We start from the raw sequence: 15,934 nt of genomic DNA on the forward strand, positions 1-15,934 counted from the left end.
AACGATTATGTTGAAAAAGTTGATAATGTTTACGGGCCTGTTGGGCGGGTCGGTGCTGTTTTCGGGGCAGGCGCTGGCAGCGGCAGATTTTGGACCATGTACTCCTGAAGGTGGAACACATATCTTCAGTGCCACCATAAATAAAACAGTTTCAGATACGTCAAAGAACACAACGGGTGCGACCTTCGTAGATTTCGATAGCTGGAATTTAGGTGGAGCCTATGCGATGTCCTGTGAATGCCCTGATGATACCTCTCTTATAAATGACACCTTATTTAAGGCTGTGGTTCCTCTGGCCTTTGTTACGAATATAGAGAGTCGCTCCTATTACCAGATCAATAATAATATTGCCATTGCGAGCGATGTACTGATTTCGGGGGGACGAGGAGAATACGTTAACACACCGTTTGAGAATGTAGGTAACCTGACAAACAACCGCTCTCAGTGTTCGCAAAATGCAAGTAGTAAAGATGCAATATGGACATCCGGTGGCAAAGGTCACTTATCGCTCTATATTCTCCATCCGTTTGTGGGTGAAAGTATTATACCTAGCACCAAAATAATGGACCTTTTTGTGACAAAGAAACCCAGTGTATATGGCAGTATACCTGCGTCGTCTGTATATATCAGTGGTTCAATTACGGTACCTCAGGGCTGTGAACTCTCCAGCGGCAGCACGCTGGAAATTCCGTTTGGGGAATTTAAGGCCACTGATTTTAAAGATCGCAAAGGACAAGTTGCAAAGAACGCCACGAAATTCACCAAAGAGCTGCAGTTTAAATGCACCAATATATCGGATGGCATAAAGATCTTCCTGCGTATTGAGGGAGTGCCAAACGCTAATGATTCGAATGCCATCGACATGGGCAACCCGGATATCGGTGCCGTCATTGAGGGCGCTAACGGTAAAATTTTGGTGCCAAATGACGCCAGTGTTAATCAGGAGCTGAGCGTATCGGGTCTTGTTGATGACACGCACCGTACCGCCTCAACGACCATTTCGGCTTACCCCATCAGTACCACCGGCAAATTGCCGGCCGCCGGGGATTTCGAGGGAATTGCCACCATGCGTATTGATGTGGAGTAAGCAGGATGAAAAACCTTCATGCTTTGATGCCAGCGTGTTTACTGCTTACCGCTTCCGCGATGGCGGCACCGTCTAATATCGGTTCTGCTGGTGATATCCACTTTACCATTACTATTAAGGCGGCTACCTGTGAACTGGAAAACGACAGTATCGACGTCAATATGGAGGCCGTGGTGCTTCAGCGCCCGGTAAAAGTGGGTAAAGAGCTGAACCAGAAAAACTTTAGCATCGGCTTAAAAGATTGCGCGTATGCCACAAAGGCCAGCGTTACGATGGACGGTTCTCCGGACCCGACTGACCCCTCGCTTTTTGCCCTGGATAGCGGCGGCGCGACGGGCGTGGCGTTAAAAATTAAAACATCTGGTGGGGAGAACAATACCCCTCCAGTACCGACTCTACGCCTGTCGAACACACTGTCTGGTTTGATGGTACGAACAAGCTGAACTATATCGCCAGCTATGTGCCTGTTAAGCCGGATGCCACCGTTGGCACAGCGAATGCGACGGTGAATTTTAGCGTCACATACGAATAATCACTGAGGGCCAGTTCGCTGGCCCTTTTCCATTTTTAGTGATTTTTTGTAAAAATCTTCTCCGATCACACTCTCCGTTGCCACTTTCCCCTCTGCTTGTGGTCTACTTAACCGTGCTTGTAGACTTTCTTACATCTGCGTTAGCCGCATATTTACCTGTTTGATTACAGAATCGTTGTACAGGTCGTTTTTATCCCGATTCCCAGGGTTTGTTTGCATGAGATACATTAAATCGATGACGCAACAGAAACTTAGTTTCTTGCTTGCGCTCTATATCGGTCTGTTTATGAATTGCGCCGTGTTTTACCGCCGTTTCGGCAGTTATGCGCAAGAATTTACCATTTGGAAAGGCCTCTCCGCAGTTGTCGAACTGGGCGCCACGGTGCTGGTCACTTTCTTCTTACTTCGTCTTCTTTCACTGTTTGGCCGACGCGTCTGGCGTGTGCTGGCCACGCTGGTGGTGCTGTTTTCCGCTGGCGCCAGTTATTACATGACCTTCCTGAACGTGGTGATTGGCTACGGCATTATTGCGTCTGTTATGACCACCGATATCGATCTCTCGAAAGAGGTGGTGGGGCTGCACTTTGTATTGTGGCTGATTGCCGTGAGCGTGCTTCCGCTCATCTTTATCTGGAGTAACCACTGTCGCTACACGTTGTTGCGCCAGCTACGTACGCCGGGGCAGCGTTTTCGCAGCGCCGCTGTAGTGGTACTCGCAGGCGTAATGGTGTGGGCGCCTATCCGCCTGCTGGATATACAGCAAAAAAAGGTTGAACGGGCGACAGGCATCGACTTACCCAGCTATGGCGGCGTGGTGGCGAACTCCTATCTGCCTTCAAACTGGTTATCTGCGTTAGGGCTGTATGCCTGGGCGCAGGTAGATGAATCGTCGGACAATAATTCGTTAATAAACCCGGCCAGGAAATTTACCTATGTTGCGCCGAAAGATGGGGATGACACCTACGTCGTTTTCATTATCGGTGAGACGACCCGTTGGGATCACATGGGGATTTTCGGCTACGAGCGTAATACCACGCCGAAGCTGGCGCAGGAAAAAAATCTGGCGGCATTCCGCGGCTATTCCTGCGATACCGCGACGAAGCTTTCTTTACGCTGTATGTTTGTACGGGAAGGTGGGGCGGATAATAACCCGCAGCGTACGTTAAAAGAGCAGAATGTTTTTGCCGTACTCAAACAGCTCGGATTCAGTTCCGATCTGTACGCCATGCAGAGCGAGATGTGGTTTTATAGCAATACCATGGCGGATAATATCTCCTACCGCGAGCAGATTGGCGCCGAGCCGCGTAACCGTGGTAAAACGGTTGATGACATGCTGTTGATTGATGAGATGCAGAACTCGCTTGCCCAGAACCCGGAGGGTAAACATCTGATTATCCTGCATACTAAGGGATCGCATTTTAACTATACGCAACGTTATCCGCGCAGCTACGCTCAGTGGAAGCCCGAATGTATTGGGGTCGATAGCGGCTGCACGAAAGCGCAGATGATCAACTCTTACGATAACTCCGTGACCTATGTTGATCACTTTATTACCAGTGTGTTCGATCAGCTACGTGATAAAAAAGCGATTGTGTTCTACGCCGCTGACCACGGCGAGTCGATTAACGAACGTGAACATTTGCACGGTACGCCGCGCAATATGGCGCCGCCGGAACAATTCCGTGTTCCGATGCTGGTATGGATGTCGGATAAATATCTTGCCAGTCCGCAACATGCGCAGATGTTCGCTCACCTGAAACAGCAGGCGGAGATCAAAGTGCCGCGTCGTCATGTGGAACTGTACGATACGATAATGGGCTGCCTGGGGTATACATCGCCGAATGGCGGCATTAACCAGAACAACAACTGGTGCCATATTCCCGATGCGCAGAAAGTCGCCGCGAAGTAGGTTGTCTGCCGACTTTCTCGCCGATTGAATTGTATTTTGCGACTAAGGGATTGACGGGCGTGCGCCTGAGCAGTAAGATGCGCCCGCATTCGGTGATTGGCGCAGCCTGGTAGCGCACTTCGTTCGGGACGAAGGGGTCGGAGGTTCGAATCCTCTATCACCGACCAAATTCAGAAACCCTGCTCAATGAGCAGGGTTTTTTTGTATCTGAAGTCTGACGAGGATGAGAACCTCCGGGGGCAAGAGGTTCGACTCGAGCGAAGCGAGAGAACGTTGCGTCAGCAACGGCCCGCAGTGGCAAGTCATCCTCTGTCACCGGCAGGTTGACGCTCGCACCACCAGTTCAGGCATGATCCCGTCGCTGTAGCTGACCTTCTCACCCGACAGAACGGCAAACAGGAGCGTGATTGCCTGTCGCGCCACCTCATCAAGATGCATATTCACTGCCGTCAGCGGCGGCAGCGATTCGCGCGCGCGGATACCATCATAGCGGGTGACCACCCGCATTTGTTCAGGTATGGCGATGTCTTGTTCCTGAAAAGCGCGTACCGCGCCGCTGGCAAAGGTGTCGATCAGCACCAGCACGCCGTCAACGTCGGGATGTGCCTGTAATAGCTGCTGCGCGGCCTGGTAGCCGGCATTTTCACCCTCGCTTTCATTGAGAGAGTAGACGACGGGGGCCTGGCGTCCCGCGCACCAGCGCTGGTAAGCCGCTTCGCTCTCCAGAACTGATGTTCGCCGTGTGTTACCGACAAATAACGCACATTTGCTGGCGCCGGAGGCCTCCAGATGCGTTAGCAGAAGCTGTGCTGTTGCCGCCGAGTGCAGCTCCACCCACGGCACAGGCGTGTCGGTCCCCGGCGTGCGGCCAATGGTGACGCAGGGAATGCCCGCTTGCGCCAGCGCCTGGAGCTGCGGGTCGTTCTCCGCCGGCTCAATCAGGATCGCCGCGTCAAAGCTGACGGCATCCAGTGGATTTGCCCCCGGCGGCACCAGAATCAGCGCATGCTGTTTTTCCAGCGCCATCATCGCGGACGTTAACGCCACCTCCATCATAAATCCCAGTCGTGACGCGCCGGAGGCAATCGCCAGCGGCACCGAAGAGAGCAAGGCAATGGTATTGGTTTTGCCGGTTCGCAACTGGCGGGCGCGAATATTCGGCGTGTAGTTGAGCGCAACAATGGCCTCTTCAATACGCCGTCGCGTCTGCGGCTCGACAAAGCGGGTGTTGTGCAATGCATTGGATACCGTCCCTGGCGATACGCCTGCATGGCGGGCAACATCAATCAACTTTGCGCGTTTTTTATTTTGAACAGCCATCTGCTTCCTGACCTGCGAAAATTTGCGCACAGGGTAGCATATTTACCAGACGGTAACGTTTGCTTTTTTTCAGTGAGGATCGTAAAAAACTCTTCATTAAAACGTTTTAATGGGGTATTTTGGCGCAAATTTATTCCTCAGGAGGCGATGTGGCACACTTAACTCAGGACTCGACTTTTACCCTTGGACGCCGTCCGGCGGGCCTTATCTACGCTGATAAGGCGAAGAGCTTTGGCGGCTATACGCTTTTTGCGCCGCAAACCGCCGAAGGGCGGGTTTACCTGGTGGACGATCAGGGCGAAGTCGCGCATCAGTGGCAGCTTCCGGTTCGCGCCGGGCGTGATGCGGTGCTGCTGCCGAACGGTAATCTGGGTTATAACGGCAGCCACCGCACTTCAGCGAACCTCTATCCGGCGTGGGATCTCTGGCACGGCGGCGACTTCTACGAAGTGACGCCGGATAACGAAATCGTCTGGCACTATGAAGACATCTTCCATCACCATGATGCTCAGTGGCTGGAAAACGGTAACCTGCTGTATACCGCCGCGTCGCCGTTACCTGCCGATATCGCCGCCCGTGTTACCGGCGGCGACCCGCGCCGCGATGCGTCGGACGGCATCATTCAGAGCGACGTCGTCAAAGAGGTCAATCGCGACGGTGAAGTGGTCTGGGAATGGCGTGCCTGGGAGCATTTGAATCCGGAAGATTTCCCGATTCATGATATTTTCGACCGCCGCCACTGGCCGATGATTAACGGCCTGTCCGTCACCCGTGATGGCCTGGTACTGATGAGCCTGCGTACCACTTCCGGCGTCATTGCCGTGGATAAAGAGAGCGGGAAGGTTATCTGGCATGCAGGGCCGGAAGTCGTAGCGCAGCAGCACACGCCGGTTGAGATGGAGAACGGGTCGATTCTGGTTTTCGATAACGGCAACCTGCGTCCCGGCGTCACCTCGCCGCATTCCACGGTGCTGGAGTTCGATCCGCAGACCAAAGCGATTACCTGGCAGTATCGCGATATCTTCCCGCCGGCGTTTTTCTCGCCGTATATGGGGAGCGCGCAGCGGCTAGCGAACGGCAACACCTTTATCTGTGAATCGGCGTTTGGCCGCCTGTTTGAAGTCACCCCGGAAGGCGAAACGGTATGGGAATATATCATTCCGTTCTTTAATGAATATCCGGAGCACCTCAGTAAAGGCATTATTCCTGGAAAACAGAACAGCGCCTTCCGTGCGCATCGCTATGCCGCTGATGCTATTAGTTGGTTGAAATAATGCAGACCGCCAGCCCGCGCTGGCGGTTATTTTTTTGATGTTTTATGGGAGTTAATCATGCCGCAGCCTGGCCTTACTACGCCGGATAACGATGCATTACCCTGGCAAACCACCTTACTTTTGGCGCTTCAGCATGTGCTGGTCGTTGCCGCCACCCCCATTACCTCCGTCTTTCTGATCGCCAAAGCGCTCCACTTTACCGATACGGTGACCGCCTCGGTACTTAGCGCGACCTTTCTGATGTGCGGTCTGGGCGCTATTTTGCAAAGCCTGGGTGTGAAAGGGGTGGGCGCGCGTTTGCCGTTTATTATGGTACCGGGGGGCGCGCCGATTGCGATTTTCGTTGCGATCGCTTTACAGACCAATATCCAGACCGCGATTGGCGCCGTAATTCTGACCTCGCTGTTCTACTTTATCGCGTTGCCGATTTTCCGCCGCTGCCTGCACCATTTTCCCCCCTTTATCATTGGCATCATGCTGCTAATGGTGTCGATTAACCTTATTCGCCTGTACGGCGGGTTGATCATTGGCCAGCCAGGGAGCGCCGACTTCGCTCATCCAACCAGTATCATTTTATCGCTGGGGACTATCCTGATAACGCTGATTTTCGCGCTGGCGTTTAGCGGTATTTTACGCCAGCTGGCGGTGATGTTCGGCCTTTTAGCGGGAACGCTGCTGGGAATGGCGCTGGGCAGCACCGATTTTAGCGGTGTTAGTCACGGGCCGCTGTTTAGTTTCCCACAGCTTTTGCCGTTCGGCTGGCCGATTTTTGATCTCTCCGCCTCGCTGCCGTTACTGATTTACGCGGTCATCTCTATGGCTGAAGCAACCGGGCAAACGATTGCGACCGCGGAAATAGTCAATTCCACGCAAAATGTGCAGCAGGCGATTCCACGCACCATTCGTGGTGATGCGGTAATGTCGCTGCTGGGGGGGATTTTTGGCACCTCCTTAATTATCACCTCCGGCGAAAATATTGGGGTGGTACGCACCACTAATGTGAAATCACGTTTCGTGACTGCGGCTGCCGGAGGATTGTTAATCCTGATTGCCATATTCGCACCGTTGGTACGTCTGGCGACCTGTCTGCCAGGTTCGGTGGTGTGCGGTACGGCGGTGATTGTCTTCAGCATTATCGGGGTTATCGGTATTGATATGATTGCGCGTGAGCCACTGCATACGCCGGGTAAAACCTACGCGCTGGCGATGGGGCTGGCCATGGGAATGCTACCTATACTGGTACCCGGCCTGTATCAGAATTTCCCGGCGGGCGTACAGATGGTCTTTGGCAACGGCATGGCAGCGGGGACGTTGACGGCGATTCTGGTGAACTCGTTGTTTAACTGGAGCGAAAAGCGCACGCAGGCCAGGGTCAAAAGTTAGTTTTTGTGATCGCGGTAGGCCGCACGACGGCCTACTTATTTACAATTTTGTGACATATTCGATGGTGTTTTTCAATTTCCGTATAACTCTTTTTTGCACACGGCTTATGGATAACCTCAGCATTTTCGCCTGTGCGTTTTAGCGTTAGTGGTATTAATCGCTCAGATAATCAACATATCGAAAGAAATTTTTCAATTAATGTCTAATTGTTAATCACTAACTGTTGCAAAATATTAAGTGAATAACTCTGCCTTTCTGGCCATAGCACAAATTTCCCTGCTGAAAATACCCTTCTGAACTTTTTTTAATCTTTGTTTGTTAATTCTCACCGTTGTTGTAAAAGCTGGTTACCTGTATTGACGTTTTGACATTCTATTGACAGATTGTAGGGAATGAGGGGCATTTTATGGAGAATCCGCACTGCAACTCAGTCGATTATGCGAACGGAATCCTCACCTCTCACTACTGACCTGACCAGGTAAAAAACAAAAAAGGCCGGGCGGTAAAAGCCTTTGCAAAGGGCAAAACAACATACATCACAATTGGAGCAGAAGAATGAGTATTTCCTTGAAGAAGTCAGGGATGCTGAAGCTTGGTTTGAGCCTGGTGGCCATGACCGTTGCAGCAAGCGTGCAGGCCAAAACCCTGGTTTATTGTTCAGAAGGCTCGCCGGAAGGCTTTAACCCACAGCTCTTTACGTCTGGCACCACCTATGATGCCAGCTCCGTACCTATCTATAACCGTCTGGTTGAATTCAAAACCAGCACCACGGAAGTGATCCCGGGTCTTGCTGAGAAGTGGGATATCAGCGAAGACGGTAAAACCTATACGTTCCACCTACGTAAAGGGGTGAAATGGCAATCCAGCAAGGATTTCAAACCCACGCGCGAGCTGAACGCCGATGATGTCGTGTTCTCTTTTGACCGGCAGAAAAACGAGCAGAACCCGTACCATAAAGTGTCTGGCGGCAGCTATGAATACTTTGAAGGCATGGGGCTGCCGGATCTGATTAGCGAAGTGAAGAAGGTCGACGATCACACGGTGCAGTTTGTGCTGACGCGTCCGGAAGCGCCGCTCCTTGCCGATTTAGCCATGGACTTCGCCTCTATTCTTTCCAAAGAATATGCTGACAACATGCTGAAAGCCGGTACGCCGGAAAAAGTGGATCTGAACCCGGTCGGCACTGGCCCGTTCCAACTGGTGCAATATCAGAAAGACTCCCGCATTCTCTACAAAGCCTTTGACGGCTACTGGGGCACGAAGCCGCAGATTGACCGTCTGGTCTTCTCCATCACGCCTGACGCCTCTGTGCGTTACGCCAAACTGCAGAAGAACGAATGTCAGGTGATGCCGTATCCGAACCCGGCGGATATTGCGCGCATGAAAGAAGATAAAAACATCAACCTGATGGAGCAGGCCGGTCTGAACGTGGGTTATCTCTCCTATAACGTGCAGAAAAAACCGCTGGATGATGTCAAAGTTCGCCAGGCGTTGACCTATGCCGTGAATAAAGAGGCCATCATCAAAGCCGTTTATCAGGGCGCGGGCGTTGCGGCGAAAAACCTGATCCCGCCGACGATGTGGGGCTACAACGACGATATTAAAGACTACGGCTACGATCCGGAAAAAGCGAAGGTGCTGCTGAAAGAAGCCGGTCTGGAAAAAGGCTTCACCATCGATCTATGGGCGATGCCGGTACAGCGTCCCTATAACCCGAATGCGCGTCGTATGGCGGAAATGATCCAGGCGGACTGGGCGAAGATTGGCGTTCAGGCCAAAATTGTCACCTATGAATGGGGCGAATACCTCAAGCGCGCTAAAGATGGCGAGCACCAGACGGTGATGATGGGCTGGACCGGCGATAATGGCGATCCGGATAACTTCTTCGCCACTCTGTTCAGCTGCGATGCCGCCCAGCAAGGCTCCAACTATTCAAAATGGTGCTACAAGCCGTTTGAAGACCTGATTCAGCCTGCGCGTGCGACCGATGACCACAACAAGCGTATTGAGCTCTATAAACAGGCCCAGGTTGTGATGCATGACCAGGCGCCAGCGCTGATCATCGCTCACTCCACGGTTTATGAGCCAGTGCGTAAAGAAGTTAAAGGCTATGTGGTTGATCCATTAGGCAAACATCACTTCGAAAACGTCTCTGTCGAATAATTAAAAGAGCGCTGCGCCCCGGTGTTGTGTAGGCCGGATAAGCGCAGCGCCATCCGGCGTAATGCTTTATCCGCGATGCAGTTTGCGTGGGATAAGATTTGTGAGCAATACAGACTCACGGTTCCAGGCCGTGCGTCATGAGAGAGAATTCGGGTTATGTTGCAGTTCATTCTCCGACGTTTGGGACTCGTTATCCCGACGTTTATCGGTATTACCCTTCTCACCTTTGCCTTTGTCCACATGATCCCCGGCGATCCGGTGATGATCATGGCGGGTGAGCGAGGTATTTCCCCTGAGCGTCATGCTCAACTGCTGGCTGAACTCGGTCTTGATAAACCGATGTGGCAGCAGTACCTCCATTATATCTGGGGGGTGATGCATGGCGATTTAGGCATCTCGCTGAAAAGCCGAATCCCCGTGTGGGACGAGTTCGTGCCTCGCTTTAAAGCGACGCTGGAGCTTGGCGTCTGCGCCATGATTTTTGCCGTCGCCGTGGGGATTCCGGTGGGCGTGCTGGCCGCAGTGAAGCGCGGTTCTATCTTCGATCACACTGCCGTTGGCCTGGCGCTGACCGGTTACTCTATGCCTATCTTCTGGTGGGGCATGATGCTGATCATGCTGGTTTCCGTCCACTGGAACCTGACGCCGGTTTCCGGGCGCGTGAGCGATATGGTGTTCCTTGATGATACCAATCCGTTGACGGGCTTTATACTGATCGACACCGCTATCTGGGGCGAAGAGGGTAACTTTATTGATGCGCTGGCGCATATGATCCTGCCTGCGATGGTGCTCGGCACAATCCCGCTGGCCGTCATTGTGCGTATGACCCGTTCGTCGATGCTGGAAGTGCTGGGGGAGGATTACATCCGTACCGCACGCGCCAAAGGGTTGACCAGGATGCGCGTCATTATCGTCCATGCTCTGCGTAACGCTATGCTGCCAGTCGTCACCGTGATCGGCCTGCAGGTCGGGACGCTGTTGGCGGGCGCGATTCTGACAGAAACTATCTTCTCGTGGCCCGGTCTGGGGCGCTGGCTGATCGATGCGCTGCAACGCCGCGATTATCCGGTAGTGCAGGGCGGCGTGTTACTGGTAGCGACGATGATTATTCTCGTCAACCTGCTGGTAGACCTGCTGTACGGCGTGGTGAACCCGCGTATTCGGCATAAGAAGTAAGGGGCCATCATGTCACAGGTTACTGAAAATAATGTTAATGCCGCACCGGCGCCCATGACGCCATTGCGGGAGTTCTGGCACTATTTCAAACGCAACAAAGGCGCGGTCGTCGGGCTGGCGTATGTTCTCATCGTGATCCTGATTGCGGTGTTTGCCAACTTTATTGCGCCGTACAACCCGGCAGAGCAGTTCCGTGATGCGCTGCTGGCACCGCCGGTCTGGCAGGAAGGCGGCAGTTGGGCGCATATTCTGGGAACGGATGATGTTGGTCGCGATGTCCTCTCGCGCCTGATGTATGGCGCGCGTTTGTCACTGCTGGTCGGCTGTCTGGTGGTCGTCCTGTCGCTGGTAATGGGGATCATTCTCGGCCTGGTCGCGGGCTACTTCGGCGGTCTGGTCGATAACATCATCATGCGCGTGGTCGATATTATGCTGGCCCTGCCGAGCCTGCTGCTGGCGCTGGTGCTGGTGGCGATCTTCGGCCCCTCCATCGGCAACGCTGCGCTGGCGTTGACGTTTGTGGCGCTGCCGCACTATGTCCGCTTAACCCGCGCGGCGGTTCTGGTAGAGGTGAACCGCGATTATGTGACTGCCTCCCGCGTGGCGGGCGCAGGCGCGATGCGTCAGATGTTCGTCAATATTTTCCCGAACTGCCTTGCGCCGCTGATCGTTCAGGCGTCACTGGGCTTCTCTAACGCCATTCTCGATATGGCTGCCCTCGGCTTCCTGGGGATGGGCGCACAGCCGCCTACGCCGGAATGGGGCACCATGCTCTCTGACGTTCTGCAGTTCGCGCAAAGCGCCTGGTGGGTCGTGACCTTCCCGGGGCTGGCGATTCTGCTGACGGTACTGGCATTTAACCTGATGGGTGACGGGCTGCGTGACGCGCTCGATCCCAAACTGAAGCAGTAAGAGGTTCGAGATGGCGTTATTAAATGTAGATCAATTATCGGTGCACTTCGGCGACGAAGGGACACCGTTCAAAGCCGTCGACCGCATTAGCTACAGCGTGAAGCAGGGTGAGGTGGTCGGGATTGTCGGCGAGTCTGGTTCCGGCAAATCCGTCAGCTCGCTGGCGATTATGGGGCTTATCGATTACCCAGGCCGCGTGATGGCGGAAAACCTGCTCTTTAACGGACAGGATCTGAAGCGCATTTCCGAGAAGGAACGTCGCAACCTGGTGGGTGCTGAAGTGGCGATGATTTTCCAGGACCCGATGACCAGCCTCAATCCTTGCTATACCGTTGGCTTTCAGATTATGGAAGCCATCAAGGTACATCAGGGCGGGAACAAGAAAACCCGTCGTCAGCGAGCGATTGACCTGTTGAACCAGGTGGGTATTCCCGATCCGGCTTCTCGTCTGGATGTCTATCCGCACCAGCTTTCTGGCGGCATGAGTCAGCGCGTGATGATTGCGATGGCCATAGCCTGTCGACCAAAGCTGTTAATTGCTGATGAACCGACCACGGCGCTGGATGTGACCATTCAGGCGCAAATCATTGAGCTGCTGCTGGAGTTGCAGCAAAAAGAGAACATGGCGCTGGTGCTGATTACCCATGACCTGGCGCTGGTGGCGGAAGCGGCGCACAAAATTATCGTCATGTACGCCGGGCAGGTCGTCGAAACCGGCGCTGCGCAGGATATTTTCCGCGCGCCGCGTCATCCGTATACCCAGGCATTGCTACGTGCGTTACCAGAGTTTGCGCAAGATAAAGCGCGTCTGGCGTCGCTGCCGGGCGTGGTGCCGGGGAAATATGACCGACCGACGGGTTGTCTGCTTAACCCTCGCTGCCCCTACGCCACGGACAGATGTCGTGCGGAAGAACCTGCTCTCAACCAACTGGACGATGGACGTCAGTCAAAATGTCATTACCCACTCGATGATGCCGGGAGGCCCACACTATGAGTACGCATGAGGCCACCTTGCAACAGCCGCTGTTGCGGGCTATCGACCTGAAAAAACACTATCCGGTGAAGAAGGGGATCTTTTCTCCGGAACGGCTGGTAAAAGCGCTGGATGGCGTGTCGTTTAATCTCGAACGCGGTAAAACGCTGGCGGTAGTGGGGGAGTCCGGTTGTGGAAAATCCACACTGGGCCGCCTGCTGACGATGATTGAAACGCCAACCGGCGGCGAGCTTTATTACCAGGGGCAGGATCTGCTCAAACACGATCCGCACGCGCAGAAACTGCGGCGGCAGAAAATTCAGATTGTGTTTCAGAACCCCTACGGTTCCCTGAACCCACGCAAGAAAGTGGGGCAAATTCTGGAAGAGCCGTTGCTGATCAATACCAGCCTGAGTAAAGCGCAGCGTCGTGAAAAAGCGCTGGCGATGATGGCGAAGGTGGGGCTGAAAACCGAGCACTACGACCGCTATCCGCATATGTTCTCCGGCGGCCAGCGTCAGCGTATCGCTATCGCCCGCGGTCTGATGCTTGATCCGGACGTAGTGATTGCCGACGAACCGGTCTCCGCGCTCGACGTGTCGGTGCGCGCCCAGGTGCTGAACCTGATGATGGATTTGCAACAGGATATGGGGCTGTCTTATGTCTTTATCTCGCACGACCTGTCGGTGGTGGAACACATCGCCGATGAAGTGATGGTCATGTACTTAGGCCGCTGCGTGGAGAAAGGGACCAAAGAGCAGATTTTTAACAATCCACGTCATCCCTATACCCAGGCGTTGCTCTCCGCCACGCCGCGGCTGAATCCGGACGATCGCCGTGAGCGGATTAAGCTGACCGGCGAGTTGCCGAGTCCGCTGAACCCGCCGCCGGGCTGCGCCTTCAACGCCCGCTGCAGCCGTCGCTTCGGACCCTGTACGCAGTTACAGCCGCAGCTTAAAGAGTACGACGGCCAGTTGGTGGCCTGCTTTGCCGTCGATCAGGATGAAAACCCGCAGAAACCGTTGAGTTAATTGCGTTTTATGCCGGATGGCGGCTGCGCCTTATCAAGCCTACACCGTACCTGTAGGCCTGGTAAGCGTAGCGCCACCGGGCATGGCTCTCCGGTACGACTTATTCAATCAATTTTAATAACGGCGACAGGCACAACAATATTCCATATAACAGAATAAGCCAGGTTTTCAGGCCGCGTAATTTTTCCAGTTGCGCTACTTTATAAATCAGGAAAAAAGGAATAATACACGCGACAATGCCATAAAGCGGACTGCCTAACTGGAAAAAGACCAATACTGAGACGCGAAACGAAACCCAGATAACCAGAGTAACCACGATAAAGACACAGATACCAGATGTCAGTAACAGTGGGTTGACGTTTTTGACATCCATAATACGACTCAATACATTCAGTACAATACCTTTAAGCGCTTCGTGAAAACCTAAATAAATACCAAAGAACGCGGTAAGTACGGCAAAAATATTGAGGATGGTAGAGGTAATGTGGATGATATGGCCAGGGATTACCTGAGCTGCCAGCGCAAGGGCGGAAATATTCTGCTCGAACGCTGATACCGCCTCTTCATGGCTAATCGAAAAGGTAAACGAGAACGAGAAAAAGAGAATAATGGCAATCAGCGTAATATAGCTAATGCGATGCGTGCGAATCGCCATCCGGGTGGCCAGCACACGGTCAGGCTCGCGCTTACGATAGGCGATGTTCATTGGGTTTAGCACCTGAATGAAGACCGCAGAAAAGAAGCAAAATGGGATAGTGAGCAGTACGTCGCGAAAGAAAACCGATGCGGCGGGAAAGGCGGAAATATTATCAAGATTCCAGTGTGGGATCATAGCGAAACCGAATATCAGAATGATCCCGACTTTTACCACCACCATCGGGCCGGAAATTTTAAATAATAACTTTTCCCCGCCGGAGGCAATCGCCACCAGCACGGCGAAAATCGCGACTTTATAGATAATAGACTGCGAAAGATCGACCTCAGTAAGGCCGAAGGTTTTGATATAGGAGGCGCTATCAAACACCACCGACAGGGAATAAATAAACACCCCGTGGATAATCATAAGAAAATAGATTACACCGAGAAAAATGCCCCAGTTTTTGCCAAGATAGTGACTGATAATATCCGTATAATCGTCACAGGTTTCGCTTTCAGATAACGTTTTTAGATAAATATCCTGCACAATATAGGTAGCGGGATAGGCGATGATAAAAGCGGTAATAAATACCCAGATCCCCTTGAGACCGATTTGCACTGGCATTAAGACGGTACCTGCGCCGATCGCCATACCGATACACAAGAGCACCCAGCCAAAATCATATTTTGTAAACGGTAATCTCGTTGAAAGCGGTGTGGTCGTAGCGTTACTGTTATTTAATGGTAATGTGTCGTCCTGCATAGAGCCCCCTGCCCAAAATATAGGCAGCTCTCTCATAAAGAATGCTGCCTATAACCAGGCTATAGTGCCTTGATACCCGATGCGGCAAACCGGTGACAGCGGTTCGCCGAGCAATCGTCAGAATGCTGCTTTTCTGCTGGCGCGTTCAAGGTCATGAATAATATCGTCGGGATCTTCAGGTCCCGCTGAAAGACGGATAAGTTCGTCGGTAATACCTGCTTTTAGCCATTCCTCTGGCGCAACAGGCGAATATGTCATAGACGCAGGATGCTGAACGAGGGTTTCGGTATCACCGGGACTGGCCGCGAGGAGGCATAATTTACAGAATTGAGCGGCTGACTGCCAGCCTCAGAAATGCTGAATGTATTCTGGCAAATAAAAGTAATCGTCTGCGAAGCGTCACGCAGATTGCACGTTAGCGCCGTGCCGGGACGGGGATTTTGCCGTAATATCAGCAGCAAGCCGGGTTTACCCGGTGAGGCGCAATGTTGCGGGGGGGTGATCCCCGGCGGCATAGGTTGCTGGATAGAGAAAACCCCCGCACGTTGACTGGTATAAACTTGGCAACCTGACGGGGGCTAACTTGAACCCAAACACTTTAAGGATAGCCGCGAACGGTTGCCATTGCAACAAGGCGGCTATATGACGCTTACGCAGTTGGGCGTGGTCTTCTGGCACGATCTGGCAGCGCCGATCATTGCTGGCATTATCGCCAGTGTGATCGTCAACTGGCTACGTGACAGGAAGTAACGCGTTTTGAGCGTCTGTCCGCCGT

At 53.0% G+C, this 15,934-nt stretch carries 12 protein-coding genes, 1 tRNA gene, 1 other RNA gene and 2 pseudogenes; 13 read left to right on the plus strand and 3 right to left on the minus strand.

The window, feature by feature from the left end:
• The first annotated feature begins 7 nt into the window (after nt 1-7).
• From lpfD to ACQ29O_RS01015, 5 genes and pseudogenes are all read left to right on the plus strand, one after another.
• Nucleotides 8-1,087: a long polar fimbrial protein LpfD gene (lpfD, locus tag ACQ29O_RS00995; RefSeq protein WP_000914252.1), complete on the plus strand. Its 1,080-nt coding sequence runs from the start codon at nt 8-10 to the stop codon at nt 1,085-1,087.
• Nucleotides 1,088-1,092: 5 nt separating this feature from the next.
• Nucleotides 1,093-1,619 (plus strand): annotated as a pseudogene (lpfE, locus tag ACQ29O_RS01000) (long polar fimbrial protein LpfE).
• Between the two features lie 217 nt (nt 1,620-1,836).
• Nucleotides 1,837-3,528: a kdo(2)-lipid A phosphoethanolamine 7''-transferase gene (eptB, locus tag ACQ29O_RS01005; RefSeq protein ID WP_001269258.1), complete on the plus strand. Its 1,692-nt coding sequence runs from the start codon at nt 1,837-1,839 to the stop codon at nt 3,526-3,528.
• A 90-nt stretch (nt 3,529-3,618) separates the two neighbouring features.
• Nucleotides 3,619-3,695 (plus strand) — tRNA-Pro (locus ACQ29O_RS01010).
• Between the two features lie 36 nt (nt 3,696-3,731).
• Nucleotides 3,732-3,850: non-coding RNA, RtT sRNA (locus ACQ29O_RS01015), on the plus strand.
• On the opposite strand, the gene ACQ29O_RS01020 is transcribed toward ACQ29O_RS01015, so the two are convergent.
• Nucleotides 3,841-4,848 carry a LacI family DNA-binding transcriptional regulator gene (locus tag ACQ29O_RS01020; protein WP_000290704.1) on the minus strand — a complete coding sequence of 336 codons (1,008 nt, stop codon included), beginning with the start codon at nt 4,846-4,848 and terminating at the stop codon, nt 3,841-3,843. The two genes, ACQ29O_RS01015 and ACQ29O_RS01020, sit on opposite strands and share 10 nt — an antisense overlap.
• A 149-nt stretch (nt 4,849-4,997) precedes the next feature.
• Between ACQ29O_RS01020 and ACQ29O_RS01025 the strand changes: the two genes are divergently transcribed.
• From ACQ29O_RS01025 to dppF, 7 genes are all read left to right on the plus strand, one after another.
• Nucleotides 4,998-6,122 carry an aryl-sulfate sulfotransferase gene (locus ACQ29O_RS01025; RefSeq protein WP_000940807.1) on the plus strand — a complete coding sequence of 375 codons (1,125 nt, stop codon included), beginning with the start codon at nt 4,998-5,000 and terminating at the stop codon, nt 6,120-6,122.
• A 57-nt stretch (nt 6,123-6,179) separates the two neighbouring features.
• The gene (locus ACQ29O_RS01030) at nt 6,180-7,505 is read left to right on the plus strand and encodes a uracil-xanthine permease family protein (RefSeq protein ID WP_001136079.1); all 1,326 of its coding nucleotides are present in this window, start codon (nt 6,180-6,182) and stop codon (nt 7,503-7,505) included.
• Between the two features lie 555 nt (nt 7,506-8,060).
• On the plus strand, nt 8,061-9,668 hold the full coding sequence (dppA, locus tag ACQ29O_RS01035) for a dipeptide ABC transporter periplasmic-binding protein DppA (protein ID WP_020937256.1): 1,608 nt from the start codon (nt 8,061-8,063) through the stop codon (nt 9,666-9,668).
• 156 nt (nt 9,669-9,824) lie between these two features.
• Complete coding sequence (gene dppB, locus ACQ29O_RS01040) at nt 9,825-10,844, plus strand: dipeptide ABC transporter permease DppB (RefSeq protein ID WP_253336153.1); 1,020 nt, start codon at nt 9,825-9,827, stop codon at nt 10,842-10,844.
• A 9-nt stretch (nt 10,845-10,853) separates the two neighbouring features.
• Entirely contained in the window at nt 10,854-11,756 is a 903-nt protein-coding gene (gene dppC, locus ACQ29O_RS01045; RefSeq protein ID WP_000084690.1) for a dipeptide ABC transporter permease DppC, read from the plus strand.
• A 10-nt stretch (nt 11,757-11,766) separates the two neighbouring features.
• Nucleotides 11,767-12,750: a dipeptide ABC transporter ATP-binding protein gene (gene dppD / locus ACQ29O_RS01050; RefSeq protein ID WP_001196509.1), complete on the plus strand. Its 984-nt coding sequence runs from the start codon at nt 11,767-11,769 to the stop codon at nt 12,748-12,750.
• Nucleotides 12,747-13,760 (plus strand): dipeptide ABC transporter ATP-binding subunit DppF, encoded by a 1,014-nt coding sequence (gene dppF / locus ACQ29O_RS01055; protein WP_000103563.1) that lies wholly within the window; start codon nt 12,747-12,749, stop codon nt 13,758-13,760. Before dppD ends, dppF begins: the two co-directional genes overlap by 4 nt.
• Nucleotides 13,761-13,860: 100 nt before the next feature.
• Here dppF and ACQ29O_RS01060 read toward each other — a convergent pair whose 3' ends face one another.
• A complete protein-coding gene (locus ACQ29O_RS01060) occupies nt 13,861-15,159 on the minus strand; it encodes an aromatic amino acid transport family protein (protein ID WP_001150168.1) in 1,299 nt (432 codons plus the stop codon).
• A gap of 117 nt (nt 15,160-15,276) precedes the next feature.
• Nucleotides 15,277-15,429: pseudogene (locus ACQ29O_RS01065) on the minus strand (PLP-dependent transferase); the annotation flags it as partial.
• Between the two features lie 372 nt (nt 15,430-15,801).
• Here ACQ29O_RS01065 and ACQ29O_RS01070 point away from each other — a divergent pair.
• Nucleotides 15,802-15,909: a type I toxin-antitoxin system toxin Ldr family protein gene (locus ACQ29O_RS01070; protein ID WP_001669334.1), complete on the plus strand. Its 108-nt coding sequence runs from the start codon at nt 15,802-15,804 to the stop codon at nt 15,907-15,909.
• The last annotated feature ends 25 nt before the right edge of the window (nt 15,910-15,934 follow it).

Source organism: Salmonella sp. GDC200615 (assembly GCF_050574145.1).
GTDB lineage: Bacteria > Pseudomonadota > Gammaproteobacteria > Enterobacterales > Enterobacteriaceae > Salmonella > Salmonella enterica.